General features: G+C 66.7%; 24 protein-coding genes and 1 pseudogene. 7 read left to right on the forward strand and 18 right to left on the reverse strand.

Translation table 11 applies throughout. From position 1 onward, the window contains the following. Positions 1–28: 28 nt before the first annotated feature. The 3 genes and pseudogenes from MIN45_RS11570 to MIN45_RS11580 form a co-directional block, all read left to right on the forward strand. Positions 29–1,435 carry a M20/M25/M40 family metallo-hydrolase gene (locus MIN45_RS11570; RefSeq protein WP_286292412.1) on the forward strand — a complete coding sequence of 469 codons (1,407 nt, stop codon included), beginning with the start codon at positions 29–31 and terminating at the stop codon, positions 1,433–1,435. Further along, positions 1,422–3,422, forward strand: a complete 2,001-nt coding sequence (locus MIN45_RS11575; protein WP_286292414.1) for a UvrD-helicase domain-containing protein — start codon at positions 1,422–1,424, stop codon at positions 3,420–3,422. Before MIN45_RS11570 ends, MIN45_RS11575 begins: the two co-directional genes overlap by 14 nt. Next, positions 3,326–4,177, forward strand: a pseudogene (locus MIN45_RS11580) (alpha/beta fold hydrolase); the annotation flags it as partial. The gene MIN45_RS11575 and the pseudogene MIN45_RS11580, both read left to right, overlap by 97 nt. Here the strand turns inward: MIN45_RS11580 and MIN45_RS11585 are convergent. The 5 genes from MIN45_RS11585 to MIN45_RS11605 all read right to left on the reverse strand — a co-directional run bounded on the left by MIN45_RS11585 (position 4,161) and on the right by MIN45_RS11605 (position 11,397). Continuing rightward, positions 4,161–7,889 (reverse strand): hydantoinase B/oxoprolinase family protein, encoded by a 3,729-nt coding sequence (locus MIN45_RS11585; protein ID WP_286292415.1) that lies wholly within the window; start codon positions 7,887–7,889, stop codon positions 4,161–4,163. The pseudogene MIN45_RS11580 and the gene MIN45_RS11585 overlap by 17 nt on opposite strands. Further along, entirely contained in the window at positions 7,877–9,286 is a 1,410-nt protein-coding gene (locus MIN45_RS11590) for an MBL fold metallo-hydrolase (RefSeq protein WP_286292416.1), read from the reverse strand. The genes MIN45_RS11585 and MIN45_RS11590 overlap by 13 nt, the downstream gene beginning before the upstream one ends. Beyond that, positions 9,287–10,243 (reverse strand): LOG family protein, encoded by a 957-nt coding sequence (locus MIN45_RS11595; protein ID WP_286292417.1) that lies wholly within the window; start codon positions 10,241–10,243, stop codon positions 9,287–9,289. 208 nt (positions 10,244–10,451) lie between these two features. Continuing rightward, a complete protein-coding gene (locus tag MIN45_RS12480) occupies positions 10,452–10,742 on the reverse strand; it encodes a DDE-type integrase/transposase/recombinase (protein WP_286292419.1) in 291 nt (96 codons plus the stop codon). A 37-nt stretch (positions 10,743–10,779) separates the two neighbouring features. Next, positions 10,780–11,397: a DNA-3-methyladenine glycosylase family protein gene (locus tag MIN45_RS11605; RefSeq protein ID WP_286292420.1), complete on the reverse strand. Its 618-nt coding sequence runs from the start codon at positions 11,395–11,397 to the stop codon at positions 10,780–10,782. 63 nt (positions 11,398–11,460) lie between these two features. Here MIN45_RS11605 and MIN45_RS11610 point away from each other — a divergent pair, with 63 nt between their 5' ends. The 3 genes from MIN45_RS11610 (at position 11,461) to MIN45_RS11620 (ending at position 15,869) form a co-directional block, all read left to right on the forward strand. After that, positions 11,461–14,208 (forward strand): valine--tRNA ligase, encoded by a 2,748-nt coding sequence (locus MIN45_RS11610; RefSeq protein ID WP_286292422.1) that lies wholly within the window; start codon positions 11,461–11,463, stop codon positions 14,206–14,208. A gap of 213 nt (positions 14,209–14,421) precedes the next feature. Next, complete coding sequence (locus MIN45_RS11615; protein ID WP_286292423.1) at positions 14,422–14,631, forward strand: dodecin; 210 nt, start codon at positions 14,422–14,424, stop codon at positions 14,629–14,631. Positions 14,632–14,636: 5 nt separating this feature from the next. Continuing rightward, positions 14,637–15,869 carry an alpha/beta fold hydrolase gene (locus MIN45_RS11620; protein WP_286292425.1) on the forward strand — a complete coding sequence of 411 codons (1,233 nt, stop codon included), beginning with the start codon at positions 14,637–14,639 and terminating at the stop codon, positions 15,867–15,869. Here MIN45_RS11620 and MIN45_RS11625 read toward each other — a convergent pair. The 11 genes from MIN45_RS11625 to MIN45_RS11675 all read right to left on the reverse strand — a co-directional run bounded on the left by MIN45_RS11625 (position 15,857) and on the right by MIN45_RS11675 (position 23,020). Next, complete coding sequence (locus MIN45_RS11625; protein ID WP_422732664.1) at positions 15,857–16,282, reverse strand: acyl-CoA thioesterase; 426 nt, start codon at positions 16,280–16,282, stop codon at positions 15,857–15,859. The two genes, MIN45_RS11620 and MIN45_RS11625, sit on opposite strands and share 13 nt — an antisense overlap. Beyond that, positions 16,279–17,205 (reverse strand): LpxL/LpxP family acyltransferase, encoded by a 927-nt coding sequence (locus tag MIN45_RS11630; RefSeq protein ID WP_286292427.1) that lies wholly within the window; start codon positions 17,203–17,205, stop codon positions 16,279–16,281. Before MIN45_RS11630 ends, MIN45_RS11625 begins: the two co-directional genes overlap by 4 nt. Continuing rightward, complete coding sequence (locus MIN45_RS11635) at positions 17,202–17,909, reverse strand: glycosyltransferase family 2 protein (protein ID WP_286292428.1); 708 nt, start codon at positions 17,907–17,909, stop codon at positions 17,202–17,204. The genes MIN45_RS11630 and MIN45_RS11635 overlap by 4 nt, the downstream gene beginning before the upstream one ends. Positions 17,910–17,911: 2 nt before the next feature. Then, entirely contained in the window at positions 17,912–18,262 is a 351-nt protein-coding gene (locus MIN45_RS11640; RefSeq protein WP_286292430.1) for an ApeI family dehydratase, read from the reverse strand. After that, a complete protein-coding gene (locus tag MIN45_RS11645; protein WP_286292431.1) occupies positions 18,255–18,815 on the reverse strand; it encodes a COG4648 family protein in 561 nt (186 codons plus the stop codon). The genes MIN45_RS11640 and MIN45_RS11645 overlap by 8 nt, the downstream gene beginning before the upstream one ends. Further along, on the reverse strand, positions 18,812–19,060 hold the full coding sequence (locus tag MIN45_RS11650; protein ID WP_286292433.1) for an acyl carrier protein: 249 nt from the start codon (positions 19,058–19,060) through the stop codon (positions 18,812–18,814). The genes MIN45_RS11645 and MIN45_RS11650 overlap by 4 nt, the downstream gene beginning before the upstream one ends. A gap of 141 nt (positions 19,061–19,201) precedes the next feature. Further along, the gene (locus MIN45_RS11655) at positions 19,202–19,756 is read right to left on the reverse strand and encodes a Uma2 family endonuclease (RefSeq protein ID WP_286292435.1); all 555 of its coding nucleotides are present in this window, start codon (positions 19,754–19,756) and stop codon (positions 19,202–19,204) included. 98 nt (positions 19,757–19,854) lie between these two features. Further along, positions 19,855–20,592 (reverse strand): lysophospholipid acyltransferase family protein, encoded by a 738-nt coding sequence (locus tag MIN45_RS11660; RefSeq protein ID WP_286292436.1) that lies wholly within the window; start codon positions 20,590–20,592, stop codon positions 19,855–19,857. Between the two features lie 13 nt (positions 20,593–20,605). Further along, a complete protein-coding gene (locus tag MIN45_RS11665) occupies positions 20,606–21,832 on the reverse strand; it encodes a beta-ketoacyl-ACP synthase (protein ID WP_286292438.1) in 1,227 nt (408 codons plus the stop codon). Further along, positions 21,829–22,563, reverse strand: coding sequence for a 3-oxoacyl-ACP reductase FabG (fabG, locus tag MIN45_RS11670; RefSeq protein WP_286292439.1), 735 nt, complete (start codon positions 22,561–22,563; stop codon positions 21,829–21,831). The genes MIN45_RS11665 and fabG overlap by 4 nt, the downstream gene beginning before the upstream one ends. Continuing rightward, positions 22,553–23,020, reverse strand: coding sequence for a hotdog family protein (locus MIN45_RS11675; protein ID WP_286292440.1), 468 nt, complete (start codon positions 23,018–23,020; stop codon positions 22,553–22,555). The genes fabG and MIN45_RS11675 overlap by 11 nt, the downstream gene beginning before the upstream one ends. Positions 23,021–23,123: 103 nt before the next feature. On the opposite strand from MIN45_RS11675, the gene MIN45_RS11680 reads away from it, so the two are divergent. Beyond that, the gene (locus MIN45_RS11680; protein ID WP_286292441.1) at positions 23,124–24,353 is read left to right on the forward strand and encodes an AMP-binding protein; all 1,230 of its coding nucleotides are present in this window, start codon (positions 23,124–23,126) and stop codon (positions 24,351–24,353) included. On the opposite strand, the gene MIN45_RS11685 is transcribed toward MIN45_RS11680, so the two are convergent. After that, complete coding sequence (locus MIN45_RS11685) at positions 24,331–25,860, reverse strand: phytoene desaturase family protein (protein ID WP_286292442.1); 1,530 nt, start codon at positions 25,858–25,860, stop codon at positions 24,331–24,333. The two genes, MIN45_RS11680 and MIN45_RS11685, sit on opposite strands and share 23 nt — an antisense overlap. Further along, the gene (locus MIN45_RS11690) at positions 25,860–26,273 is read right to left on the reverse strand and encodes a hypothetical protein (protein WP_286292443.1); all 414 of its coding nucleotides are present in this window, start codon (positions 26,271–26,273) and stop codon (positions 25,860–25,862) included. Before MIN45_RS11690 ends, MIN45_RS11685 begins: the two co-directional genes overlap by 1 nt. Between the last annotated feature and the right edge of the window lie 40 nt (positions 26,274–26,313).

Consider the following 26,313-nt stretch of genomic DNA (forward strand, 5'->3'; position numbering starts at 1 on the left):
TAACCACCCTTTCCGGAAAAGCACCGCCATGACCACCAACCCGCTGCTGGACACCCTCACCGACTTCTGGGACCGGGAAATCCTCCCCGCCCTCATCGACTATATCCGCATCCCGGCCCTGTCGCCGGATTTCGACGCCGACTGGGCCAAAACCGGCCATCTGGAGCAGGCCCGCCGCCTGGCGCTGGACTGGCTCGAACGTCATCGGGAAACCGACTGGGCCGTCCACGACCTGCAACTGCCGGGGCTGACACCCCTGATTCTGGTGGAAATCCCGGGGCAAAGGGAAGGCAACGTGCTGCTCTACGGCCATCTGGACAAACAGCCGGAAATGGAGGGCTGGCGCGAGGACCTGGGCCCCTGGAAACCGGTGATCGAGGACTGCAGACTCTACGGCCGCGGCGGGGCCGATGACGGCTACGCGCTGTTTGCCGCCGTCGCCGCCCTCAAGGCTCTGCGCCGCCAGGGCCTACCCCACCCCCGCTGCCTGATTCTGATCGAGTTCTCCGAGGAGAGCGGCTCGCCCCACCTGCCCCCTTACCTGGAAAAGTACGGCGACCTCGTCGGCACCCCGGACCTGGTCGTCGCCCTGGACTCGGGCACCGGCGACTACGAACGACTGTGGTCCACCACCTCGCTGCGGGGCATGCAGGGCTGCACCGTCACCGTGCGCACCCTTGAGGAGGCGGCCCACTCCGGCATCGCCTCCGGCATCGTGCCCGAATCCTTCGCCATCCTGCGCCAGATTCTCGACCGCCTGGAGGATCCGGCCACCGGCCGGGTGCGGCTGGAGGCGCTGCACGTCGAAATCCCCGCCATCCGCAAACAACAGGCCAAAGACGCGTCGGAAATCCTCAGGCTGGCGCCGGTGGCGGGGCTGCACCCTCTGCCCGGCCTCAGACCCCTGAGCGACGATCCTTACGAGCTGATCCTCAACAACACCTGGCGGCCGAGCCTGTGCGTGACGGGCCAGGACGGCCTGCCGCCCGCCGACCGCGCCGGCAACGTCATGCGCGCCTACACGCGCCTGAAGCTGTCCTTCCGCCTGCCGCCGCCGCTGCGCTGCGAGGAGGCCAAAAAAGCCATCGAACGGGCGGTGCTGCGTGATCCCCCTTTCAACGCCCAGGTCGAAATCCGCTTCGATCAGGGCGGCGACGGCTGGGAGGCGCCGCCGCCGGCGAAATGGCTGCAGGAGGCCTGCGACCGCGCCTCCCTGAAGCACTACGGCCACAAGGCCGCCTATCTGGGGCTGGGGGCCTCGATCCCCTTCATGAAGATGCTGGGCGACGCCTATCCCCAGGCCCAGTTCCTCATCACCGGGGTGCTGGGACCGGGCAGCAACGCCCACGGTCCCAACGAGTTTCTCCATATTCCCTACGCCAGGAAGCTGACCGCCTGCGTCGCCGACATCCTCGCCGCCCATGAAGCTGGCTGAGCTCAATCCCCAGCAGCGCGCCGCGGTCAAGGCCGTCGACACCCCGGTGCTGGTGATCGCCGGCGCCGGCAGCGGCAAGACCCGGGTCATCACCCACAAGATCGCTTATCTGATCGAGCAGGGACTGGCGGCGCGCCACATCGCCGCCCTCACCTTCACCAACAAGGCCGCCCGGGAGATGAAGCAGCGGGTCGGCCAGCTCATCGACGGCAACCGCGCCAAGGGGCTGACCGTCTCCACCTTCCACGCCCTGGGGCTGGACATCCTGCGCCGCGAGCACAAGGCTCTGGGGCTCAAGCCGGGGCTTTCGATCCTCGACAGCCACGACCGCCTCAATCTCCTCAAGGAGATCGCCGCCCACCACGAGCAGCACTTCCACCCCGACGACCTGCCCGCCCACGCCCACAAAATCGGCAGCTGGAAGAACGATTTCGTCCTCCCGGAGGAGGCCGGCGACGATCCGGCCGCCCTGCTCTACCGCGACTACCAGCGCTGCCTTAAGGCCTACAATGCGGTGGACTTCGACGACCTGATCCTGCTGCCGGTGCTGCTGTTCCAGAACCGGCCGGAAATCCTGGAGAAATGGCAGGCCCGGCTGCGTTATCTTTTGGTGGACGAGTACCAGGACACCAACCGCACCCAGTACCGCCTGCTGTGCCTGTTGACCGGCAAGCTGGGACGCTTCACCGTGGTCGGCGACGACGATCAGTCCATCTACGCCTGGCGCGGGGCTCAGCCGGAGAATCTGGTGCAGCTGCACCGGGACTTTTCGCGCCTTGAGATCATCAAGCTGGAACAGAACTACCGCTCCACCGGCCGCATCCTCAAGGCCGCCAACCGCCTGATCGCCAACAACCCCCACGTGTTCGAAAAGAAGCTGTGGAGCCGGTACGGCTTCGGCGATCCGATCCGGGTGCTGGCCCACGAGGACGAGTTCGCCGAGGCGCGTCAGACCGCCGCCGACCTACTGCATCACAAGTTCCGCAAGGGAGGGCGCTTTTCCGACTACGCCATCCTCTACCGCAGCAATCACCAGGCCCGTCTGTTCGAGCGCGCCCTCAGGGAACAGCGCATCCCCTATTTTCTCAGCGGCGGCCAGTCGTTCTTCAACCACGCCGAGGTCAAGGACGTGGTGGCCTACCTGCGCCTGCTGGTCAATCCCGACGACGACATCGCCTTCCTGCGGGTGGCCAACACCCCCAGGCGTGAGATCGGCCCTGCCACCCTGGAAAAACTCGGCAGCTATGCCCAGAGGCGCCACGTCTCCCTGTTCGCCGCCTGCTACGAAATGGGTCTGACCCAGGTGCTCGACGGCAAAGCCATCGACCGCCTGCAGCACTTCTGCGATTTTCTGGGCGATGTGGCCGACCGCGCCAAACGCGGCGACACCCTGGCGGTGATCGAGGAAATGCTGGAAACCATCGGCTACCGCGATCACCTGCGCGATGCCGCCGCCAACCCCAAACAGTTCGAGCGCCGCTGGGAGAACGTGCGCGATCTGCTCGACTGGCTCGCCCGCCTGCTGGAGGAGGCCGAGGGCGGCGACGACCCGCTGAATGCGACGGTCACCAAACTGATGCTGCTGGACGTCCTCGACCGCACCCGCGACGAGGAAGCCGGCGACCGGGTCACCCTCATGACTTTGCACGCCGCCAAGGGGCTGGAATTCCCCCACGTCTACCTGGTGGGGATGGAGGAAGGACTGCTGCCGCACCAGACCAGCATCGACCTGGACGACATCGAGGAGGAGCGGCGCTTGTGTTACGTGGGCATCACCCGGGCCCAGAAAACCCTGACCCTGAGCTACTGCCAGAAGCGCCGCCGCTACGGCGAGATGGTGGACTGCACCCCCAGCCGTTTCCTGGAGGAACTGCCCCAGGAGGATCTGGAATGGGTGGGCAAAAGCGCGCTGCCGGAGACGGAAAAGAAGGCCCGCGGTCAGGCCGCTCTGCAGCAACTGAAGGCGATTCTGCAGGAAGCCGGGTGAGGCCGCAGATTTACACCGCCGCAGACGGCCGCCGCATCGCTTTCGCCCGCTACGGCGATCCCGACGGCCTTCCGGTGGCCTATTGCCACGGCACCCCTTCCTCGCGCCTCGAGGCCGCGGTTGCCGAGGCGGCCGCCAGAAAGCTCGGCCTTTGCTTGTTCGCCCCAGACCGCCCCGGCTACGGCCGTTCCGATCCCCTGCCGCCTACGAACGTCGCCGCCTGGACGGGCGATCTGGCCGCGGTGGCCGACCACCTGGGAATCCCCCGTTTCCATGTCGTCGGCGTCTCCGGCGGCGGCCCCTACGCCCTGGCCTGCGCCGCCCGCCTGGAGAAGCGGGTGCGGGGCGTGGCCCTGGTCTGCCCCCTGGGGCCGATCCAGGACCCGGCGCTGCGCCGCACCATGAGCCCGGCGGCGCGGCTGGCTTTCTTTCTGGCCGAGAAGGCGCCCTGGGCGCTGCCACTCTTCTTCGGTCCGGCCACCGCCGCCCTGCTGCGGCGCTTCCCGCGGCTGACCTTCACCCTGCTGGAGAGCCAGCTGCCGGAGAGCGACCGCCGCACCCTCGCCGACCGCCGCATCCGCACCTGCTTCGAGGCCAGTATCCGCGAAGGGCTGCGCCAGGGCGGCCGCGGCGCCCGGCGGGACTTCGTCCACTACGTGCGCCAGTGGGGATTCGAGCCGGCGGCCGTGGGACAGAAGGTCACCTTGTGGCACGGCGAGGCCGACCGGGTCGTCCCCGTCACCCAGAGCCGGATTCTGGCCGGCCGCCTGCCCCGCTGCGAGACCCGCTTTCTGGCGGGCGAGGGTCATTATTCCCTGCCCTGCCGGCAGGCGGAGAGCATTCTGTACCATCTGGTGCTGGGCTGACCTCCTCCGCCGGCCCGAAACCCCCGCCCCCCGGCGTCTCGATCACCAGCCTGTCCCCGGCCGCCACGCCGATCCGGGCGCAACCAGGCAACGTCTCTTCACGTCCGTCGGCGCGGATCAGCCGGTTGCGCCCCAACGCCCCCGGCCGGCCACCGGCGAGGCCGAAGGGGGGATAACGGCGATGACTGGAAAGGATGGCGCAGGTCATGGGTTCCAGGAACCGCAGCTCGCGCACCACCCCGTCGCCGCCCCGGTGACGCCCGCCCCCGCCGCTGCCGCGGCGGATGCGAAACGATTCCACCCGGACCGGATAACGCCGCTCCAGGATCTCGGTGTCGGTGAGGCGGGAGTTGGTCATGTGGGTGTGCACCGCGTCGGCGCCGTCGAAATCCGGCCCGGCCCCGGCGCCGCCGCAAAGGGTTTCGTAATACTGGTGGCGCTCGTTGCCGAAGGTGAGATTGTTCATGGTGCCCTGGGAAGCGGCCAGCACCCCCAGGGCGCCGTAGAGGGCGTCCACCACGTACTGGGAGGTTTCCACGTTGCCGGCCACCACCGCCGCCGGCGGCCGGGGATTGAGGAAACTGCCCTCGGGGATGACGATTTCCAACGGCTCCAGGCAACCGGCGTTGAGGGGGATGTCATCGGCCACCAGGGTGCGGAACACGTACAGCACCGCCGCCTTGCACACCGCCGCCGGGGCGTTGAAGTTGTCACGGGTCTGGGACGAGGTGCCGGAGAAGTCGATCCGCGCCCTGCCCGCCGCCGCATCGATGCTGACCGCCACGGCGATCTCGGCCTCGTTGTCGAGACGGTAGCGGAACCGGCCGTCACGCAGCCTGGGCAACAGGCGGCGCACCGCCTCGCGGGCGTTGGCGCGCACGTGCGCCATGTAGGCGGTCACGGTGTCGCGTCCCCAGGCATCGATCAACCGCCCCAGCGCCTGCACCCCCTGGTTGTTGGCGGCGATCTGGGCCTGCAGATCGGCCAGATTCTGGGCCGGATTGCGGGCCGGAAACGGCGCGTCGCGAAGCCAACGGCGGATCGCCGTTTCCTGCAGGCGGCCGGCAGCGACGATCCGCAATCCCGGCGTCCACACGCCTTCCTCGTCGATGGTGCGGCTGTCGGCGGGCATGGACCCCGGCGTCGTCCCGCCCACGTCGGCATGGTGGCCGCGGGAGGCGAGCAGAAAGGCCAAACGCCCGGCATCGTCGAACACCGGGGTGATCACGGTGATGTCGGGCAGATGGGTGCCGCCGTGATAAGGGGAGTTGGTCAGCCATACCTCCCCGGGACGCAGGGTTTCCCGCCGCAGCAGGGTCTGGACGCAATCCCCCATGGAGCCCAGATGCACCGGAATATGGGGAGCGTTGGCCACCAGCCGGCCACAGGAGTCGAACAGCGCACAGGAAAAATCCAGCCGCTCCTTGATGTTGACCGAATGGGCGGTGTTGCGCAGCGCATCACCCATCTGTTCGGCCACGGCTTGGAACTGCTTGTTGAAGATGGTCAGCAGCACCGGGTCGGCCCGGCGGGCGTCGACGGCGGGACGGCGGACGGCGGCCTGACCCTGCCGCAGGCGCAGATGTCCGTGGCGGTCGAGGCGACCCGCCCAGCCCGGATCGATGACCGTGGTGGCGGTGGCCTCGACGACGATGGCCGGCCCCCTGAAGGTCTGCCCCGGCACCAGCACCTCCCGGCGGTAGAGGGGAACCGTGCGCCACTCTCCGGCGACGAACAGGGGTACTTGGTCGCAGGGTGGCGCCGGGGAACCACCGGCCGGCCATTCGGGCAGCTCTGGCGCTTCGGCCTGGACGACGGCCTCCAGGGAAATCCGGGCCACCACCAGTTCCCGTTCCAGCAGGAAGCCGAAGCGCTGTCGATGACGGGCGGTGAAGGCTTGGGCCAAGGTCTCCGGAGTGTCGCAGGGCACGGCGAACGTGGTGTCGGTGCCCTCATAGCGTAGATGGACCCGGCGAACGTATGCGGCCTGCCCGCCGGTAAAACCCTCGGCCCTCATCCGGGCTTCGGCTTCCCGCACCAGGGGCTGGAAGAGCTCCGCCAGCGCTGCGGCATCCAGTTCCGCCAGGGGACGCTCCACCGCCGCCTCCCCCAAGTGGCGCCAGTCCGCCAGTCCCATGCCGTAGGCCGACAGCACCCCGGCGAAGGGATGCAGCAGCACCTCGCGCATCCCTAAGTGCGCAGCCACCCGGCACGCCAGCTGACCGCCGGCGCCGCCGAAACAGAACAGCGTGTAACGGCGCAGGTCATGGCCACGCTGCAGCGAAATCTGCTTGATCGCCGCCGCCATGTTTTCCACCGCCACTTCCAAAAAGCCGTCGGCGACCGCTTCCGGCGTCAACCGCGTGCCGGTGGCGGCCGCCATTGCCGCCGCCAAGGCGGAAAATCCCCGCTGCACGGCCTCCCGGTCCAAAGGCAGGTCGCCGCCAGGCCCGAAGGTCGCGGGAAAGTGCCGCGGCTGAATCCGCCCCACCATCAGGTTGGCGTCGGTGACCGTCAGCGGCCCGCCGCGGCGATAGCAGGCCGGCCCCGGGTCGGCGCCCGCCGACTGCGGTCCCACACGGCAGCGCTGGCCGTCGAAGTGCAGTATGGAACCACCCCCGGCGGCGACGGTGTGGATGTGCAGCTGGGGCGCCTGCACCCGGACCCCGGCGACTTCAGTCTCGAATACCCGTTCCAGCTCCCCGGCATAGTGGGCCACGTCGGTGGAGGTTCCGCCCATGTCGAAGGTGATCAGCCGCTCGATTCCCAACCGTTCGCCGATGCGGACCGCAGCGATCAGCCCGCCCGCCGGTCCCGACAGCAGACAGTCCCGCCCCCGAAAGTGGGCCGCCCGGGTCAAGCCCCCGTGGGATTGCATGAACCACAACCGTACCGGCCCGTCGATCCCCGCCTCGATGCGCCGGGTATAGCGTCGCAGCGGCGGAGACAGATAGGCATCGAGGACGGTGGTATCCCCCCGCGCCACCAGCTTGGGCAGCGGACTGACCTGATGGGAGACGGAGATCTGCGCAAATCCCAGCTGCCGGGCCAGGGCGGCGAGGCGGCGCTCGTGTTCCGGATTGGCGTAGGCGTGGAGCAGGACGATGGCCAGGGAATCGATCCCCTGTTGCCGCAGGGCGGTCAAGGCACAACGGGCCTGGTCCGTGTCCAGCGGGGTGAGAATGCGCCCTTCGGGATCGACGCGCTCGGTGACCGGCACCACGGTGGTGTAGAGGGTGTCGGGCTTGCGGATGTCGAGGGCGAAGATGTCGGGCCGGTTCTGATAAGCGATCACCAGAGCGTCCTCGAACCCGCGGGTGATGACCAGGGCGGTGGGTTCCCCCCGGCGCTCCAACAGCGCGTTGGTGCCCACGGTGGTGCCCATGCGGATGCTGTCGATCCGGGCGGCGGGAATCGGCGCCCCGGCCGGCAATCCCAGCAGGTCGCGAATGCCCTGGAGCACCGCATCGTCGTAGCGGCGGGGGTTTTCCGACAACAGCTTGTGAGTGAGCAGACGGCCGTCGGGACGACGGGCGACGATGTCGGTGAACGTGCCGCCGCGGTCGATCCAGAATTGCCAGCGTTTCGTTACCGCGTCCATTGATAGCGGGTCAGATCGTAGCGCTGATGCAGCTCGGGAATCTCCACCCGCGCCGGCTGCAACCGTTGGCACATGGCGCTCAGGGCTTCGGTTTCCCCGTGGACCAGAAAGGTGCAGGCGGGGTTGCCGGTCCGGCGGTGCCATTCGAGCAGCTCGTCGCGGTCGGCGTGGGCGGAAAAGCCGCCGATGGTGTAGATGCGGGCCCGCACCGGGATTTCCTTGCCCAGCAGATGCACGGTCTTGGCCCCGTCGATGATGGCCCGGGCCGGGGTGCCGCGGGCGGCGTAGCCGACGAAGACGACGCTGCACTCGGGGCGCCACAGGTTGTGGCGCAGGTGGTGGCGCACCCGGCCGCCGGTGCACATGCCGGAACCAGCCATGACGACCGCCCCGCTTTGGATCTGGTTGAGACGCATTGATTCGGCGGCCTCGCGGACGAAATGCAGATTAGGCAGGCCGAAGGGATCGCGCCCCTCCTGAAAGATGGCGCAGGTTTCCGGATCGAAGCATTCCGGATGACGGCGGAAAATCTCGGTCGCCGAGATAGCCATGGGGGAATCGAGAAACACCGGTAGGTAACGGGGCAGGATTTTCCGCTCCACACCCTCGCGCAGAAAGTAGAGAATCTCCTGGGCCCGCTCCAGGGCGAAGGTGGGAATGACGACGTTGCCGCCGCGGTCGAGGGTGTCGAGAATCGCCTGGTACAGTTCCTCCACCGACGGTGGCAGCGGCTTGTGGCAGCGGTTGCCGTAGGTGGTTTCCATCACCACCACGTCCGCTTTCGGCGGTCTGGCAGGATCGCGCAGGATAGGCCGCCCCTTGTTGCCCAGATCGCCGGAGAACAACACCCTCACCCGCCTTTCCCCCTCGCGCAGCTGCAGCAGGATGCAGGCGGAACCAAGGATGTGGCCGGCATCGACGAAGGTGGCGCGGATCCCGGGAGCGATGCGGGTCGGTTTGTTGTAGTCGATGCGGCGGCCGAAGCGGTCGAGGGTATCGAACACGTCGAGGACGTCATAGACCGGCTCGATCCGTTCCTTCTCCCCCCGCAGCCGCGCCTTGTGGGTCAGACGCCGGCTCTCCTCCTCGGCCAGATGGGCGGCGTCCATCATCACGATCTTGGCCAGATCGCGGCTGGCGCCGGTGGTGATGATCTCGCCCCGGAAGCCCCGCTTGGTCAGCAGCGGCAGGCGACCACAGTGATCCAGATGGGCGTGGGTCAGGAGAACGTAATCGATACCGGCCGGATCGAAGCCGAAAGGCTCGGCATTCTGGGCCTCCAGTTCGCGCCCGCCCTGATACATGCCACAGTCGATCAAAAGCCGCTTGCCGGCCGCCTCGATGAGGTGACAGGAACCGGTGACGCCGCCGGCGGCGCCGTGGAATTCGATGTGCACTCAGTCCTCCGGTTTGAGCGGATAGATTTCCCCGTTGATCAGGGGCTCGCCGCTGCTCTCGTACCACCAGGTGATGCCGTCCCAGATTTCCTGGGCGGTTTCGGCATACCAGAACAGCTCCCGATCCTCGGGATCGATGGTCCCTTCTTCCACCAGAAAATCGAAATCGATCACTTTCTGCCAGTACTCGCGCCCCACCAGCACCACCGGCACCGGCTTGATCTTGCGGGTCTGGATCAGGGTCAGGGTCTCGAATAGCTCGTCCAGGGTGCCGAAACCGCCGGGAAACACCACCAGCGCCTTGGCCCGCAGCAGAAAGTGCATTTTGCGCAGGGCGAAGTAGTGAAACTGGAAGCACAATTCCGGGGTGATGTAGGGGTTGGGGAACTGCTCGTGGGGCAGGGTGATGTTGAGGCCGACGCTCTTGGCCCCCACATCGAAGGCACCGCGGTTGGCCGCTTCCATGATCCCGGGCCCTCCACCGGTCATCACCACCAGGCGGCAGTCCAGCGGCCCATGACCGGATTTTCCCACCAGACGCCCGAATTCCCGGGCCACCTCGTAATACCGGGACTTGGCCACGATCCGCTCGGCCACCTTCACCCGCCGCTTGAGCTCGGCATTGTCCGGGCGCCGCGCCAGGGCCTCCTTGAGTACCGCCAGCTTGCGCCGGGCCGCCAGCGGTTCGGAGATGCGGGTACTGCCGAAAACCACGATGGTGTTGCGCACCCCGGCCTGCTGCAGCCCCAGTTCCGGCTTGAGATAGTCGAGCTGTAGACGGACCGGGCGGGTTTCGTAACTGTTGAGAAAAGCCAGATCAGCGATGGCTGGCCGGTAGCTGGGGCTGGCGAGGATCTGCTGCACCCGCGCCGGGGCGTCCGGGTCCTCCTCCGGAGGCTTGGGGACCTGCCAGGGGAGCGGCTCGCGGTGACGGGGGCCGGGTGGGGAGGGTACCAAAGACGATGTTTGAACAAATTCAGGGTCATCCTGCATTCTCATTCACCCCTGAGTGCCTGACAAAATTCGCGAAGTGAGCGGAGGTGTTGTAGGTGCCTCATGGTTCGAGGCCAATCAAATGGTGAGGCGCCTACAACACGCGCGTAAGGATGCACGATACGGTGATTGCACTGTTGAAGCAAGCCGCTGGTACTGGAGTTACCCCACTTCACAGGTGCGTCGCCATCGCCCAACCCGCGATGCGCCGGCTGAACACGTCCAGCACCACCGCTAGGTACAGGAACCCCTCCCAAGTCGGCACATAGGTGATGTCTGCCACCCACAACCGATCCAGGGTTTCGGTGGTAAATTGACGCTTCACCAACTCCGGCACCGGCCCATCGCATACTGTCGTGCAGAAACCCTTACGGCGGCTGACACGCACCGGACCCTTGGCCTTCATCAGCCGGGCCACCCGCTCGCGACCGACCCGTTCGTGGAGACACCGAGCAGCCAGCATAACCAGCCACACCGACAGTCAGCGTTTCAACTGCTATTCAGTAAATCACCGGCTCCGGGTCCAGATGGCGCCACAGATACCAGGCGGCGACGGTGCGGAAGGGCGCCCAGCGGCGGGCGAAGTCTTCCAGTTCCGGGCGCGGCAGCACGGGACGGTCGAAATAGAGCCTTCCGACCGCCTTCTGCAGACCGATGTCGCCGGGGGAGAAGACGTCCGGCTCATGGAGATGGAAGATGGCGAACATCTCCAGGGTCCAGGGACCGATGCCGGTGAGCTGCAGCAGTTCCCGGCGGATATCGGCCAGGGATCGTCCCTGCCAGTGGGTATCGCGGATGCCGCACTCGAGATAGTAGCGAGCCAGATGCCGCAAGTATCGAATCTTGGGACGCGACAGACCCGCCCCGCGCAGACAGCTTTCCTCCGCGGCGGCCAGTGCCCCGGGGGTCACTTCCGGCAGGACGCTCTCTAGGCGCGCCCACACCCGGTCGGCGGCGCGGATGGAGATCTGCTGACCGACGATGGCGCGCACCAGGGTACGGAAGCTGTCGCCCTGGCGCCGCAGGCGCTCGGGATACCGGGCGATCAGATCGGCCAGCACCGGATCGCGCCGTCCCAGCCAGGCGATCGCCTCGTCCCAATAGACCGGTTCGGACATGGGCTTGGGGCCACAAGATGTTAAAATTCTTCCATTTTACCGGACAGCGGACACACAGGCGCGATGGAAAAGACCTACGACCCCCACAAGATCGAACAGCACTGGTACAAAATCTGGGAGGAAAGCGGCTACTTCGCCCCCTCCGGCAAGGGCGAGCCCTACTGCATCATGATTCCGCCGCCCAACGTCACCGGCAGCCTGCACATGGGCCACGCCTTCCAGGACACCATCATGGACGCCCTGACCCGCTATCACCGCATGCGCGGCTTCAACACCCTGTGGCAGCCGGGCACCGACCACGCCGGCATCGCCACCCAGATGGTGGTGGAACGGCTGCTGGAACGGGAGGGCAAGACCCGCCACGACCTGGGACGGGAGAAGTTCCTGGAAAAGGTATGGGAATGGAAGGCCCATTCCGGCGGCACCATCACCCGCCAGCTGCGCCGCCTGGGGGCATCGGTGGACTGGTCGCGGGAACGCTTCACCATGGACGAGGGGCTGTCGCGGGCGGTGCGCGAGGTGTTCGTGCGCCTCTACGAAGAGGGCCTGATCTACCGCGGCAAGCGCCTGGTGAACTGGGATCCGGTGCTCCACACCGCCGTCTCCGACCTGGAGGTGATCGCCGAGGAGGAAAAGGGGCACCTGTGGCACATCCGCTATCCCCTGGCCGACGGCTCCGGCCATCTGGTGGTGGCCACCACCCGTCCGGAGACGATGCTCGGGGACGTGGCCGTCGCCGTCCACCCCGAAGACGAACGCTACCGGCATCTGATCGGCAAGGCCGTCCGGCTGCCCCTGACGGACCGCGAGATCCCCATCATCGCCGACGACTACGTCGATCCCGAATTCGGCACCGGCTGCGTCAAGATCACCCCGGCCCACGACTTCAACGACTACGAGGTGGGCAGGCGCCACGACCTGCCGCAGATCAACATCTTCACCCCCGACGCCCGCCTCAACGACAACGCCCCGCCCCGGTACCGGGGCCTGGACCGCTTCGAAGCCCGCCGGAAGATCGTCGCCGATCTGGAGAAGCTGGGCCTGTTGGAAAGAATCGAGGACCACGTCCTCAAGGTGCCGCGCGGCGACCGCTCCGGGGCGGTGATCGAGCCTTATCTCACCGACCAGTGGTTCGTCAAGGCCGGCCCCTTGGCGGAAGAAGCCCTGCGGGTGGTGAAGGAAGGCCGGATCCGCTTCATCCCGGAGAACTGGACCAAGACCTATTACCAGTGGCTGGAGAACATCGAGGACTGGTGCATCAGCCGCCAGATCTGGTGGGGCCACCGGATTCCGGCCTGGTACGACGCCGACGGCAACATCTACGTGGGCCGCAGCGAGGCGGAAGTGCGGGAGAAACACCATCTCGGCGACCGGCCCTTGAAACAGGACGAAGACGTCCTCGACACCTGGTTCTCCTCGGCCCTGTGGCCCTTCTCCACCCTCGGCTGGCCCGACAAGACCCCGGAGCTGGAAACCTTCTACCCCACCAGCGTACTGGTGACCGGCTTCGACATCATCTTCTTCTGGGTCGCGCGCATGGTGATGATGGGACAGAAGTTCATGAATGATGTGCCTTTCCGCGACGTGTACATCCACGGCCTGGTGCGCGACGCCCACGGTCAGAAGATGTCCAAGTCCAAAGGCAACGTCCTCGACCCCCTGGACCTGATCGACGGCATCGACCTGGAATCGCTGGTAAAAAAGCGCACCGCCGGGCTGATGCAGCCGCAGATGGCCAGACAGATCGAGCAGCAGACCCGCAAGGAGTTTCCGGGCGGCATTCCTTCTTACGGCGCCGACGCCCTGCGCTTCACCTTCGCGGCCCTGGCCACCACCGGCCGCGACATCCGCTTCGACCTGGGAAGGATCGAAGGCTACCGCAACTTCTGCAACAAGCTGTGGAACGCGGCCCGCTACGTGTTCATGAACACCGAGAACCAGGATCTCGAAGGCGAGGCCGAGCCGACGCCGGTGGACCGCTGGATTCGCTCCCGTTTCCAGCAGGCGCTGGAGACCGTCATCGAGTCGATCGAAAGCTACCGCTTCGACCTGGCCGCTCAGGCGACTTACGAATTCCTGTGGGACGAATACTGCGACTGGTATCTGGAGCTGGCCAAGGTCTCCCTGGCGGAAGGCACCCCGGCCCAGCAGCGCGCCACCCGCCAGACCCTGATCGAAGTGCTGGAGGCATTTCTGCGCCTGGCCCATCCGATCATCCCCTTCATCACCGAGGAGATCTGGCAGAAGGCCAGGGACATCACCGGCATCGACGGCGACACCATCATGCTGCAGCCCTTCCCGCTGCCGGACGAAACCCGGATTGACACCGAAGCCGAAAGCGAAGTGGCCTGGCTGCAACAGTTCATTTTGGGGCTGCGCCGCATCCGCGGGGAAATGAACATTGCCCCGGGCAAACCGCTGCCGGTCGTCCTCCAGGACGGATCGAGAGACGACCGCGAGCGGGTGGAACGCTGGCGTCCCTATCTGGAGCGCTTCGCCCGGGTCGAATCGGTCCGCTGGCTCGAGGCCGGCGAAACCCCGCCCGAGGCGGCCATCGCCCTGGTGGACGAACTGAAGATCCTCATTCCCCTCGCCGGCCTCATCGACAAGGAAGCCGAACTGCAGCGCCTGGCCAAGGAAATCACCCGCATCGAGAAGGAACTGCCGCGGGTGGAAGGCAAGCTCAAAAATCCCAAGTTCGTGGAGAAGGCCCCGGCCGAGGTGGTGGAAAAGGAACGCCAGAAGCTAATGGACCTTAAGAGCAGGTTGATGCAGTTAAGAAAGCAGAAAGCTCGGATCGCATCATTGTAACTGCCCCTCATGGCACGAGGTTGCGCCACCCTGGATCATGAAATGCGCCACCCTGGATCATGAAAAATGAATGACTTGGCATTTCCACGTTAACGAGCAGGTAAAAATTCTCGTTTGCACCTGAGAATTGCAGGTCGTCTCCGGAAGATCTGGCAGATCGCCCCGTAATCCTCTATCATCCGGAGTCGACAATTGCAGCAAGGGGGACCTGCCATGCCCGACCACGTCTACAAAGTCATCGAAATCGTCGGTTCCTCCACGGAGAGCACTGATGCCGCCATCCGCAACGCCATCGAGCGCGCCAGCAAAACCCTCAAGCACCTGAACTGGTTTCAGGTGGTGGAGACCCGGGGCCACATCGAGGACGGCAAAGTAGCCCACTTCCAGGTAGTGCTCAAGGTTGGTTTCCGGCTCGAAAATTGATTCCCATGCGTCTGCTGCTGCCCATCCTGGTCATACTCCTCGTTTCGAGCGGCTGCGGCCTGCGGGAAATCCACCACCAGGCCCAGACCGTAGCGCAGGCGAGTGTGATCGAAGGCCGGGTGCAGCCCGCCCCTGGCAGCAGCGGACCACTGATCGTACATCTGTATCGCCGCCAGGGCATGACCTTCGTCAGTGACACCTATACCCGTGCTGACGAGCAAGGACGCTTCCGCTTCCACGTCCGCCCCGGCACCTACTACATCGGTGCCCATATCGACACCAACGGCGACCAGCGTTATCAGGAAGGCGAGGCAGCCAACTATTACCAACGGGCCACCGGGGTACCCCTGCCCATTCGGGTGGCGGCCGGTGAATACAAACACCTGCCACCACTGCCGGTACGAGGCCATCCGCCCGCATTACAGGGTGGTTACCGGGGGGTGCAGCAGAATCCGAAACGCTGGCTGACCCAGATCGGCAAGGTCACCGCCCTGGACGATCCGGCCTTTTCCAGGGAGAACGCCGCCCTGGGGTTATGGAAACCATTGAGCTTTCTCGAACGCGTCGGTGCCGGTCTGTATTTTCTCCAACCTTATCGGGACGACCGTATCCCGGTACTGTTCATTCACGGCATGGGTGGCACGCCACTAGACTGGCGTACGGCGATCGAACGGCTAGACCGTGACCGTTTCCAACCATGGGTGCTCCATTATCCCAGCGGTCTGCCGCTGACGATGATCACCGACTATGCGGTCCAGGCCCTGACCGCGGTGCAGAACCGCTATCATCCCCCCCGCCTGATTCTGGCCGCCCACAGCATGGGCGGTCTGGTGGCCCACGGTACCCTGCGCAAGTACCGGACCCGCCATCCCGACGCTGCCCGGCGCATCGGCCTGCTCGTCACCATCAATTCCCCCCTGGGGGGGATGCCCAGCGCCGCCCAAGGGGTAGCCCACTCCCCCATCGTGATTCCGGCCTGGCACGACTTGGCTCCGAACAGCGACTACCTACGCTGGCTGCAGTCTGCGGATACCCCTCTACCGCCCTATTATCTGATCTTTTCCTATGAGGACGGTGACAGCAGTGACGGCGTCGTTCCCCTGCAAAGCCAGATTCCTCTCATCTGGCAGCACCGCGCCACCCGGATCTACGGCTTCCAGAACAGTCATACCGGCACGCTGAAGAATGAGGACTTCCTGGCCTTGTTCTTCGGGCTGCTCGACGCTCAAGCCCGCTGACGCCGCCAGCGCGCGATCCGCTCCAGCAACACCGGCGGCGAGCCGAAACACATCTCGCCGCTGTCCAGTTCCACCGCCACCTGGACGGTGGTGCCTTTGGCCAGGCGGCGGCCGTCGGTGTCGTGGATTTCGTAGGCCAGCTTCAGGCGGTATTCGTATTCGAGCATTCTTGCCGCCACCTGCAGGGTCTGGCCGAAGCGGGCCGGGGCCAGATAGCGGACCTGCAGATCCACCACTGGCCACACGTAGCCGGTGGCCTTCATGGTAAGGTAATCATAATCGATGATTTCGAGCAGGGCGCAGCGGGCGATTTCGAAGTATTTGAGGTAATGGCCGTGCCAGACGATGCCGAGCATGTCGGCATCGAAGAAGGGCACCTCCAGGGTCACCTCGGCCTCGGGCAGTCCGCTCACGGCGCCTCCCAGAAGGGGTAGAAGTTGAACCATTGCAGCGGCGCCTGCAGGCAGTGACGCTGCAGGCGCTCGACGAAGGGGCGGGCGTAAGCGCGGATCGACGCCAAACGCTCCGTCCTCTCCCGCGGCAGCTGGACGTGCTCGTGCAACGGGTCGAAGTGGATGTGATAGCCGTCGCCGCAGCGGTAGCAAAACAGGGTGAACACTGGGCACCGGAGCAGGTGGGCCAGCAGCCAGGGACCCTGGGGAAACGGGGCCGGGGCGCCCAGAAACGGCAATTGCACCACCCGCTTGGGGCTGCCCACTGGAATCCGGTCCCCCACCAGCACCACGAATTCGCCCCGGCGCACTTTGTCCTGCAGGAGGATCGCCGTGGCCGGGTCGATCTCGGTCACCTGAATCAGGGTCATGTGGTGGGAACGGTCCACGCTGCCCAGCAGGCGGTTGAACTTCTCCGCGTGCTTGGTGTGCACCAGGATATTGAGGCGCAGGCGCCGGCGGAAGTCGGCCAGCGCCCGGCAGACCTCCAGATTGCCGAGATGGGCGGTGACGATCAGGCCGCCCTGGCCCTGATCGAGCAGCCGCAGGAATAGCTCGCGGTTGTGAAAGGCGACCGCGGTGGTGTCGAAGCGCCCCAGCCAGACCACGATCTTGTCCAGCAGGCATTCGGCGAAGCTGAGGAAATGACGGTAGCTGTGCCACAGGCCGCCGTCCAGCCCCAGTCGCGGCGCGAAGCGGTGCAGCCGGCACAGGTAATCGCGCGAGGCCGCCCGCGCCCGGCGGTTGACCACGAAATAATAACCCACCACCGGATACAGGAACAGCCGGAAGAAGGGCCGGCCCAGCAACAGATACACCCCCAGCAGGAAGCGCATCCCCCAGAGGACGCCGCGTTCCTCCATCGCCGCCCAGTGCCCGCTCACCACCACCCTCCCAAGCGCTGCAGGAACAGGCGCGCGTGCATCCGGCTGATACGCCAGTTGTCTTCCCAAGCGCGGAAGTGGGACACACCATCGGCCCGGTAGCGCACCCGGGTGGGCAGCCACACCATCGGCACCTCGGCCCAGTGCAGCCGCACCAGGACTTCGATGTCGAAATCCATGCGCTCGCCGCGGACTTTTTCCAGCAGCGGTTCCACCGCCGTCAGCGGATAGACGCGGAAGCCGCACATGGCGTCGGGAATCGCCAAGGAAGCGGTGTTGATCCACACCCACACGTGGGTGAGCCAGCGGCCGTAATAGCGGCTGCGGGGCATGGAAGCGTCGAAACGGGGCCGGCCGCAGACCACCGCCTCCGGCCGGGACCGTGCCGCCTCCAGGAAGGCCGGCACGTCGGCTAGCTCGTGCTGGCCGTCGGCGTCGATCTGCAGCGCGTGGCTGAAACCGGCCGCCTGCGCTGCCCGCAGGCCGGTCTTCACCGCCGCCCCCTTGCCGCGGTTGCAGGCATGGCGCAGCACCGTCACCCCCCGCTCGGCACCCAGGCTGTCGATGACGCCGCGGTGGGACAGATCACTGCCGTCGTCCACCAGAAAACAGGGCAGGCCGCAGGACCGCAATGCGGCGACGATGGTCCCGAGACGGTCGCTGTGGTTGTACACGGGGATCACCGCGCAGGGTTCGAACGCCATCGTCACTCCCAGTACAGCCGTCCGGAACTGCACTCCCCTTCCCCGGTACGGTAACGGAAGGCCAGCCGCTTGCGTTCAGGATCGTAATCGAGGCGCAATTCCAGCGTCATCTCCGGCACCACCAGGCGCTTGAACTTGATGTTCTCCATCCGCCGGAAACGCAGTGGCAGGGCGAATTCCTTCAGAAACAGCGCTGCGGCCCAGTGGATCTGCACCACCCCGGCAAGGAGGGGGAAACCGGGGAAATGGCCCTGGAAACAGGCCAGATCCACCGGCAGATACAGGCGGTAATCCACTCGCCGGCCTTCCCGCCGGCGGGCCAGAATCCGGGGCAGCGGGCGGGGATCAGGCATGGCCGTTGCGCCGCATCGTCCAGCGCCGCACCCCGTATTCCACCGCCACCAGGGCGCCGCTGAGCAGATACGCGAGCAGACCGTTGTAAAGCGTCCACAAGCGCAGATCCCCGTACCAGACGGTGAAGGCGGCGATGCTGCCGTTGACGGCGAAGAACAGACACCAGACCCAGGTGACGATGCGGGTGTAACGCACACCTTCAGGAGGCAGATCAGGGTCCAGCAGGCGCGCCAGCCGTTCCACCACCGGTGGCGGAAACCACTCCAGCGTCGCCAGGAACCAGACCAGGAAAACCCCGTTGACCAGCACCGGATAAAGCAGCAGCGCCCCCTCCCGCCCCCACAGCAGCAGGCCCGCCACAGCCAGAGTCAGGACCCAAAACGGCCAGCCCCCTCTCAGCCACCAGGCCCGCAAACCCATCAGCCCCAGCAATGCCAGCAGCAGCCAGCGGGGATCGACGCGGCCGAGGGACCACCACACCAGGAACGGATACAACAAAGTAAGAACGACGAGGACGGCCCACAGCCATCCACGCCCCGGGAAACGGCTCATTCAGCGGTAAGACGCTGCACCACCTCGACCACGTCCCCCACGGTCCGGATCTGACGAAAGTCATCCGGCGGGATGCGCTTGCCGATCAGATCGTGCAGGTGGACCACCAGATCGACCGCGTCGATGCTGTCGATGTCCAGTTCCTGGAAGGTGGTCTCGGGCGTGACCTGTGCCGGATCGATCTCGAACAGTTCCCTGAGCAGGCGGCGTAAAGTGGCGTAAATGGCATCCCGGTCTGTCATCATGTCCTTCGTCAAAGGGTGTCTCCCCGGTTGGAAACGGGAGCTATGGTTCTCCTGATTGTAGCGCAAGGGGAAGGAGCGACCAAGGATGCCGGATTCAGCGGGAAAACAGGGAGCTGGAGCGGCACCGGGGAAACGCAGGCTTCAGCGCCACAAATCCCCCAGAGGCAAGGGAACAGCATCGAAAGGTGCCACCTTCACCTCAGCGTCCTCTTCGAACCGCCCCGACAGCCGCCATTCGCCTGGTTCCGAAACGAAAGCTTCCAGCGTCCGGGCCTCGGGGTCGATGAGCCAGAGGAAAGAGACGCCATAACGCGCATAGCAAGGCATCTTGACTTCCCGATCCAGGCTGCGGGTGGCGGGAGACAGGATTTCGCACAGCCAGTCCGGCACCACCTCGAAACGGTGATCCCGCGGCAGTTCGGGCATCCGCCGGCGCCGCCAGCCGGCCAGATCGGGAACCACCACCTCGGTGTCGCGGACGAAGTGGACTTCTGGTTCCACCAGGATCCACCAGCCACCGGGGCCGCCATCTCCATCGTCATAGTGCCGTCCCAAGCGGCGGTCAAGAACGGACTCGGCACGAATGTGGCCCCCCTTGGGACGTGGCTGGGTGTAGAGGGTACCGTCGATGATTTCCCCGGTCAGACCTGGCGGCAATTCGCACAGTTTTTGGTACAGGGTTTTTTGGAATGTCAAAGCTTCTGCAAGATTACCGGCCATGACGCCCGAAAAACAAGATTGACGGATACTATTTGGATCGTACTCCATGAGCCTGGGTTCTCAAAGCGCCTTCCTTATGCCTGCCAGTCGGAATACAACCGTTCCAGATGGCGGGTCAAACGCCTGGCGGCCACGGACAAGGGCAGCTCCGCGTCGATGACCTTTTCAGGTTCGATTTCCGCCCCCACGGTCACCGTCACCGCAGGCCGATGCTCGGGCACCTGGTGCCAGGACTGCCCCTTGCCCAGCAACAGGGGTCGGTAACGCAGAAACACGGGCACGATGGACGCACCGGCCTCCAGCGCGATGCGGGCGGCGCTGCGGTGGAAGCGACAGGGCTCCCCCGGCGGGGTGCGGGTCCCCTGGGGGAACAGGATCAGGTTGGCGCCTTGCCGCAGCGCGGCCAACGCCGCCGGCAGCAGGGTCTGCGAATCGTCCGCGCGGATGTGACCGCAGCAGCGAATCGGCCGGCCCACCAGTGGCACCCGCGCCAGCGACGGCTTGACCACGCACACGGCGTCCTCCACGAAGGCGAACAGCAGCACGATGTCGAGAAACGAGGGGTGGTTGGCGACGATCACCCGCCCTCGGCCACGCAGGCGCTGCGCACCTTCCAGGTGAAAGTCCCACACCCCGGTCCGGCGCATCCATTCGACGAAAAAGCGAAACGCCCGCCGGCTCAGACGGCGGGCGTAGGCCGGACGGACGGCGGGCGGATGACGCCAGGCGGTGGCCGGATAGATCAGCCACCACACCAGCAACGCGCCCAGCCCGTAGACCAGATAGCTGAGCACGGTGGCGGCAAAGCGCAAGCCCCGTTCCATCTCAGGGGGGACGGCGCAAGATCAGGGCGGTGTTGATGCCGCCGAAGGCGAAATTGTGACTCGCCACCACCTCGCAGTCGAGCTTTCGGCCGCCCCCGGTGAGATAGTCCAGCGGCGCGCAGGCAGGATCGGGATGCTCCAGATTGAGATTGGGATGGAACCAGCCCTCGCGCATCATTTCGATCGCCACCCAGGCTTCCAGCGCTCCGCAGGCTCCCAAGGTATGGCCGGTGTAGCTCTTGAGGGTGCTGACCGGCGTGCGCTCGCCGTAGACATCCCAGGTGGCCCAGCTCTCGGCCTCGTCTCCCTGGCGGGTGCCGGTGCCATGAGCACTGACGTAACCCACCGCTTGCGGCGGTAGGCCGGCATCCTCCAGCGCCAGCTCCATCGCCCGGCGCATGGTGGGGCGCGACGGCTGGGTGACGTGGGCGCCGTCGGCGTTGGTGCCGAAACCGACAATTTCGGCGTGGATGCGGGCGCCGCGCGCCAGGGCGTGGTCGCGGTCCTCCAGGATCAGGGTGCAGGCCCCCTCTCCCAGCACCAAGCCGTCGCGGTCGCAGTCGAAGGGGCGGGGGGTCGCCTGCGGCGTAGCGTTGCGGGTGCTGGCGGCGTACAGGGTGTCGAACACCGCCACTTCCGTGGGGCACAGCTCCTCCGCCCCGCCGGCGATCATCACCGTCTGGCGCCCGGTGCGGATCGCCTCGCAGGCGAAACCGATGGCCTGGCTGCCGGAAGTGCAGGCGCTCACCGCGGGAACGATGCGACCGCGCACCTGGAAGAACAGGGCGACGTTGACCGCGGTAGTATGCCCCATCATCCTCAGATAGGTGCTGGCGTTGAGGCCGCCGAGGCGGTGGTGGAGCAGCATGGCGCCGAAATCGGCGATGGCGTCGGTGGAGCCCACCGAAGATCCGTAGGCCACGCCGGTTTCCCCGGAAGTGACGATGGGGTCGCCCAGCAGGCCGGCATCGGCCAGCGCCAGCTCGCTGGCGCGCACCGCCAGCAGCGACACCCGCCCCATGCTGCGGGTGCGCTTGCGGGTATAGTGCTCCGGCAGCTGGAAATCGGTCACCGGCGCCGCCAACAGGCAATGCAGCCCTTCGTAGGACGCCCACTCGTCGCGCCGGACCACGGCGTTGCGCCGCTGCCGCAGCCGCTCCCGCACCGTGGCCCAGTCCGACCCCAGGGGGGAGATGGCCGCCATGCCGGTGACCACCACCCGCTTCATCCGCTCAACCCCCCGTCGACGGCGATGACCTGGCGGGTGACGTAGGCCGCCTCCGGCGACAGCAGGAACGCCACCAGTCCCGCCACTTCCTCCGGCTTGCCGAGACGACGCTGGGGGATGTGGGCTTTGATCTCGTCCAAAGGCAGGTCGGCGACCATGTCGGTATCGATCAGGCCGGGGGCGACACAGTTGACGGTGATGCGGCGCTTGGCCAGCTCCAGGGCCAGCGCCTTGGTAGCGCCGATGACGCCGGCCTTGGCGGCGCTGTAGTTGACCTGGCCGCGGTTCCCCAGGAGGCCGGCCACCGAGGCGATGGTGACGATCCGCCCCGGCCGGCGGCGCTGGATCATGGGCAGCACCAGCGGCCGGAGCACGTTGTAGAAACCGTCCAGATTGGTATGCACCACCCGGTCCCATTCCTCCCCGGTCATGGCGGGAAACACCGCATCGGCGGTCAGGCCGGCGTTGCAGACCACGCCATAATAGGCCCCGTGGGCGGCGACGTCGGCCTCCAGCGCTGCGGTAGCGGCGGCCCGGTCGGCCACGTCGAAGGCCAGACAGCGCACGGTGACGCCGTGGTTCCGGCCCATTTCCTCCGCCAGCGCTTCGAGCAGCGCCAGATTACGGCGGCAGGTCAGGACCAGATCGTACCCTTCGCGCGCCAGGCGCGCGGCGATGGCACGGCCGATGCCACGGCTGGCGCCGGTGACCAGGACGGTTTCAGACTTCATCAGAGCGCTCCAGATAGGCTTTCAGATCCTGCGGCAGCAGCACGTTCAGACGGGCATCGGCCAGTGGCCTGCCGGCTTCGATCGCGCAGTCGAACACGCACATGTCGTTGGCGGCCCGGAACACCCGCCGCGCCTGCACGCAAAGCTTTTGTCCCACCGAGAAATGATCCACCGCCGCCTCGAACCGCCGCGTTCCCAGCAGCAGGCCGGCCCGGATCGGCTCCCCCCGGTAAAGGCAATGATAGCCGGACCAGACGGCCACGGTCTGGGCCATGTACTCCAACCCCACCCAGGCCGGGACGCGGCCCGGCTCCAGCAGAAACAGCGGATCGTCGCGCACGGTCAGGGCGGTACGAGCGCTCTCGTCGGTGATCTCCACCACCTCGTCCACCAGGCGCATGGCGCCGCGCTGGGGCAGCAACTCGGTAATGGGGAAACGTCGGGGCGGGTAGTTCACGGCATCTCGATGCGGTTGACCGCAGATTTTTTCATGCCCGCCGGGGAAATGCAACGCGGTCGAGGCTGTGGCACAATGCCGCCTGCTTCATGAAACCATGCCCATGCGTTCCAGAACCCCGCCCGACGAGCTCCAACGCTGGATCGCCGCCCTGGCGCCGGGGCTGCCGTGCCGCCGTCCCCTCGTCAACCTGTGCCGGGACCGCATCCGTTTCACCGCCGTCCTGCTGCACGCCGCATGCCGGCGGCAACGCTGCCTGCTGCCACCCACCCACAGCCCCGCCGCCGTGGCGGAATTGCAGGCCCGTTTCCCCGACGCCGCCCTCGTGAGCGATGACGCCATCGATCCTGCTCCTGCCTTTCCTCACCAGCCGTCTCCCTGGCCGCCCCTACACCGCTGGCGCGTTCGGCTGCGGCTTATGTGTTTCACCTCCGGCTCCAGCGGCCGGCCGGCGGCCTGGGAGAAGACCGGAGCGATGCTGACCCGCGGCGCCCGCTGCGCCCTCGCCGCCCTGGGTCTGGGCGGGCGGGACTGGGACGTGGTCGCCACCACCCCGGCCCAGCACCTGTTCGCCCTGGAAACCGCGGTGATCTGGCCGCTCTGTTCCCGGCTGCGGCTGACCGCCGCCCGCCCCTTCTATCCCGAGGACATCCTCCGCCTGCTGGCCCGCAGCCCCCGCCCGGTCTTGCTGGTTTCCACCCCGCTGCAGCTGCGCGCCTGCCTGGGCTCGGCGCCGCGCTGGCGCAACCTGGCGGGCATCCTGTCGGCTACCGCCCCGCTCGATCCCGGCCTGGCACAGGAACTGGAAGCCGCCACCGGCCGGCCGGTGTGGGAAATCTACGGCAGCACCGAAACCCAGTCGCTCGCCTGGCGCCGCCCCGCCCGCGAGGAAGGCTGGCGCCCCTATCCCGGGGTCCGGCTGGACTGTAGCACCGAAGGCGTCACCGTCCACGCGCCCTGGCTACCTCGTCCCGTCGTCCTCGCGGACCGCTTCGAACCGCTTGGCGGCGGCCGTCTGCGGATGCTGGGACGCAGCCGGGAGCTGATCAAGGTGGGCGGCAAGCGCATCGCCCTGGGGGAACTGAACCATCACATCCAGTCCATCGACGGCGTCGAGGACGGCCTGTTCTTTCCCACCGAGACCAACCGGGTGGGCGCCTTGGTGGTCAGCCGCCTGGACCGCCGCACCCTCCTCGCCCGGCTGCGCCAGCGCATCGACCCGGTGTTCCTGCCCCGGCCGCTGCTGTTCGTCGAGGCCATTCCCCGCACGCCCACCGGCAAGGTGAGACAGGCCGACCTGGAAGCGCTGCTCAGCCGCCTGCGCCGCCGCTGACCCGACGCCACAGCATCTCCTGCTCGGGGATGCCCAGCACCGCCTGGGCCGCCATCACCCCCGACAGCGCCGCCCCATACACCCCGCCGCCGGGGGTGGCCCAATGGCCAGCCAGATACAGCCCCGGCAGGGGCGTCTCCACCGCCGGCCGCCCCGGCCCCACCTGGCGCGGCGAGGCGGCCCAGCCGTAGGCGGCCCCCTGGTGATTGAAGGTATAGCGCATCATGGTGCGCGGGGTTCCCGACTCCACCCAGCGGATGCGCGCCCCGAGCCCCGGCAACCAAGCCTCGGCCCGGGCCAGCAGACGCTGCTGGAAGCGGGATTTCAGCACGCGCCAGTCCTCGGCAAGCCGGTAAGGGGCCAGGGTGGTCAGCATCAGCAAGTGGCCGCCATCGCGACTTAGACCGGGATCGGTATGGGTCGGGCAGGTGACGGAGAACCAGTCCGGCGTCCCCCGGCAGGTGGCATCGAAGGCCCGTTCGTGGTCCCAGCCGGGATAGAAGAAAACCTCGTGCGCCGCAGTGGCCGGCGGCGGGGAATCGACACCGAGATAGGTGACGAAAGCTGACAGAGACGGCTGCATCCGCCGCAGCCGCTGCAGGTAACGGGACGGGACCCGGTCGGCCGCCACCAGATGCTCCATGGTGTGACGCAGATCGGCGTTGGCGATCACCACATCGGCCTTGATGTCCTGACCGGTTTCGGTCATCACCCCGGCAGCACGCCCGTCCGCCAGCACGATCCGGCGCACCCCGGTGCGGTAGAGCAACTCGCCGCCGGCCGCCTCGATGCACCCGGCCAGCGCGTCGGCCAGACGCTGGAACGAACCCTGGCAGTAACCGGCCCCGTCCCGGACGTAGCCCATGAACATCAGCGCCCAGTAGAGGAACGACAGCCGCTCCGGCGGCAAACCCAGGTAAGGCCAGAGTCCTGCCAGCACCGCCATCAGGCGGGGATCGGAGAAATGATCGGCCATGACCTGCGCCAGGGTCGCCTGACGGAAACGGGCCAGCAAGGGAAAATCCTGTCCCTGGCCGGCGGCAGCACGACAAGCCTGGTCCGCCAGTGCTGCGGCCAGATCGAGAAACGCTTCCAGCCCCTGGCGGTGGGCCGGGAAGCGTTCCCCCAAAGATTCCCGCAGGGCGGTCAATCCCTGGGGCAGGGCGATGCGTCCGTCCGGAAACACCATATGGGCCACCGGATCCACCGCCAGGAACCGGACCCGGCCCTCCAGCCCCAGGCTCTCCACCAGCATCCCCAGCACTCGCCGGTGCGGGGGGCCGGAAGCGGCGCAGCCGCCGACCGTATGCACCCCGGCGTCACACTGGATGCCGCGGCGGCGGAAGCCGTGCAGGTAACCGCCGGGGCGGTCGTGACGCTCGATCACCAGCACCGAGCGCCCACAGCGGGCCAGCAAGGCCGCTGCCGTCAACCCGCCGATGCCGGCGCCGACAACCACGGCGTCGTAGCGGTGCCGCCGCGATTCCCGGTGGAAACCGGCCTGCATCAATCGGCGTAGCCGTCCTCGGTGGGATCGTAGATGACCTGATGGACCTTATAGACCCCGGTTCCCATGGCGCCGCTGGGCACGAACACGATCCGTCCCAGCCCTTTGAAGTAGGCCTCCTTGCGGTGGACGTCGGGACCGAAGTAGAACGGAATCCACTGCTTGCCGGTCAGGTAGGTCTTGGTTTCGGTGGGTTGACCGAGGATGTCGTACACGCGGCCTTCGCTCATGCCCGGCTGGATCTTGGCCAGTGGGCTGTCGGCAGGTATTTCCGGCGTGGCGACAGCGCCTTCGCTCCGTTTGACCGGCGACCCCGCGGCCGCCTGCGATGCGTCCGAATGGCCGCCCTGACTGGCGCAGCCGCCCACCGCCAACCCCAGACAGACGCCCAGCAGCAACAACCGAATTCGCATGTTTTCCCCCTTTGCTTGGTTGTGATGACGAGCGGATATG

This window comes from Methylomarinovum tepidoasis, assembly GCF_030294985.1.
Taxonomy (GTDB): domain Bacteria; phylum Pseudomonadota; class Gammaproteobacteria; order Methylococcales; family Methylothermaceae; genus Methylohalobius; species Methylohalobius tepidoasis.

Coding starts and splice junctions, on each gene's coding strand:
- MIN45_RS11570 (WP_286292412.1), top strand. CDS start 29: ATGACCACCAACCCGCTGCTGGACACCCTCACCGACTTCTGGGACCGG.
- MIN45_RS11575 (WP_286292414.1), top strand. CDS start 1,422: ATGAAGCTGGCTGAGCTCAATCCCCAGCAGCGCGCCGCGGTCAAGGCC.
- MIN45_RS11585 (WP_286292415.1), bottom strand. CDS start 7,889: ATGGACGCGGTAACGAAACGCTGGCAATTCTGGATCGACCGCGGCGGC.
- MIN45_RS12480 (WP_286292419.1), bottom strand. CDS start 10,742: ATGCTGGCTGCTCGGTGTCTCCACGAACGGGTCGGTCGCGAGCGGGTG.
- MIN45_RS11605 (WP_286292420.1), bottom strand. CDS start 11,397: ATGTCCGAACCGGTCTATTGGGACGAGGCGATCGCCTGGCTGGGACGG.
- MIN45_RS11610 (WP_286292422.1), top strand. CDS start 11,461: ATGGAAAAGACCTACGACCCCCACAAGATCGAACAGCACTGGTACAAA.
- MIN45_RS11615 (WP_286292423.1), top strand. CDS start 14,422: ATGCCCGACCACGTCTACAAAGTCATCGAAATCGTCGGTTCCTCCACG.
- MIN45_RS11620 (WP_286292425.1), top strand. CDS start 14,637: ATGCGTCTGCTGCTGCCCATCCTGGTCATACTCCTCGTTTCGAGCGGC.
- MIN45_RS11635 (WP_286292428.1), bottom strand. CDS start 17,909: ATGGCGTTCGAACCCTGCGCGGTGATCCCCGTGTACAACCACAGCGAC.
- MIN45_RS11640 (WP_286292430.1), bottom strand. CDS start 18,262: ATGCCTGATCCCCGCCCGCTGCCCCGGATTCTGGCCCGCCGGCGGGAA.
- MIN45_RS11645 (WP_286292431.1), bottom strand. CDS start 18,815: ATGAGCCGTTTCCCGGGGCGTGGATGGCTGTGGGCCGTCCTCGTCGTT.
- MIN45_RS11650 (WP_286292433.1), bottom strand. CDS start 19,060: ATGATGACAGACCGGGATGCCATTTACGCCACTTTACGCCGCCTGCTC.
- MIN45_RS11665 (WP_286292438.1), bottom strand. CDS start 21,832: ATGAAGCGGGTGGTGGTCACCGGCATGGCGGCCATCTCCCCCCTGGGG.
- fabG (WP_286292439.1), bottom strand. CDS start 22,563: ATGAAGTCTGAAACCGTCCTGGTCACCGGCGCCAGCCGTGGCATCGGC.
- MIN45_RS11680 (WP_286292441.1), top strand. CDS start 23,124: ATGCGTTCCAGAACCCCGCCCGACGAGCTCCAACGCTGGATCGCCGCC.
- MIN45_RS11685 (WP_286292442.1), bottom strand. CDS start 25,860: ATGCAGGCCGGTTTCCACCGGGAATCGCGGCGGCACCGCTACGACGCC.
- MIN45_RS11690 (WP_286292443.1), bottom strand. CDS start 26,273: ATGCGAATTCGGTTGTTGCTGCTGGGCGTCTGTCTGGGGTTGGCGGTG.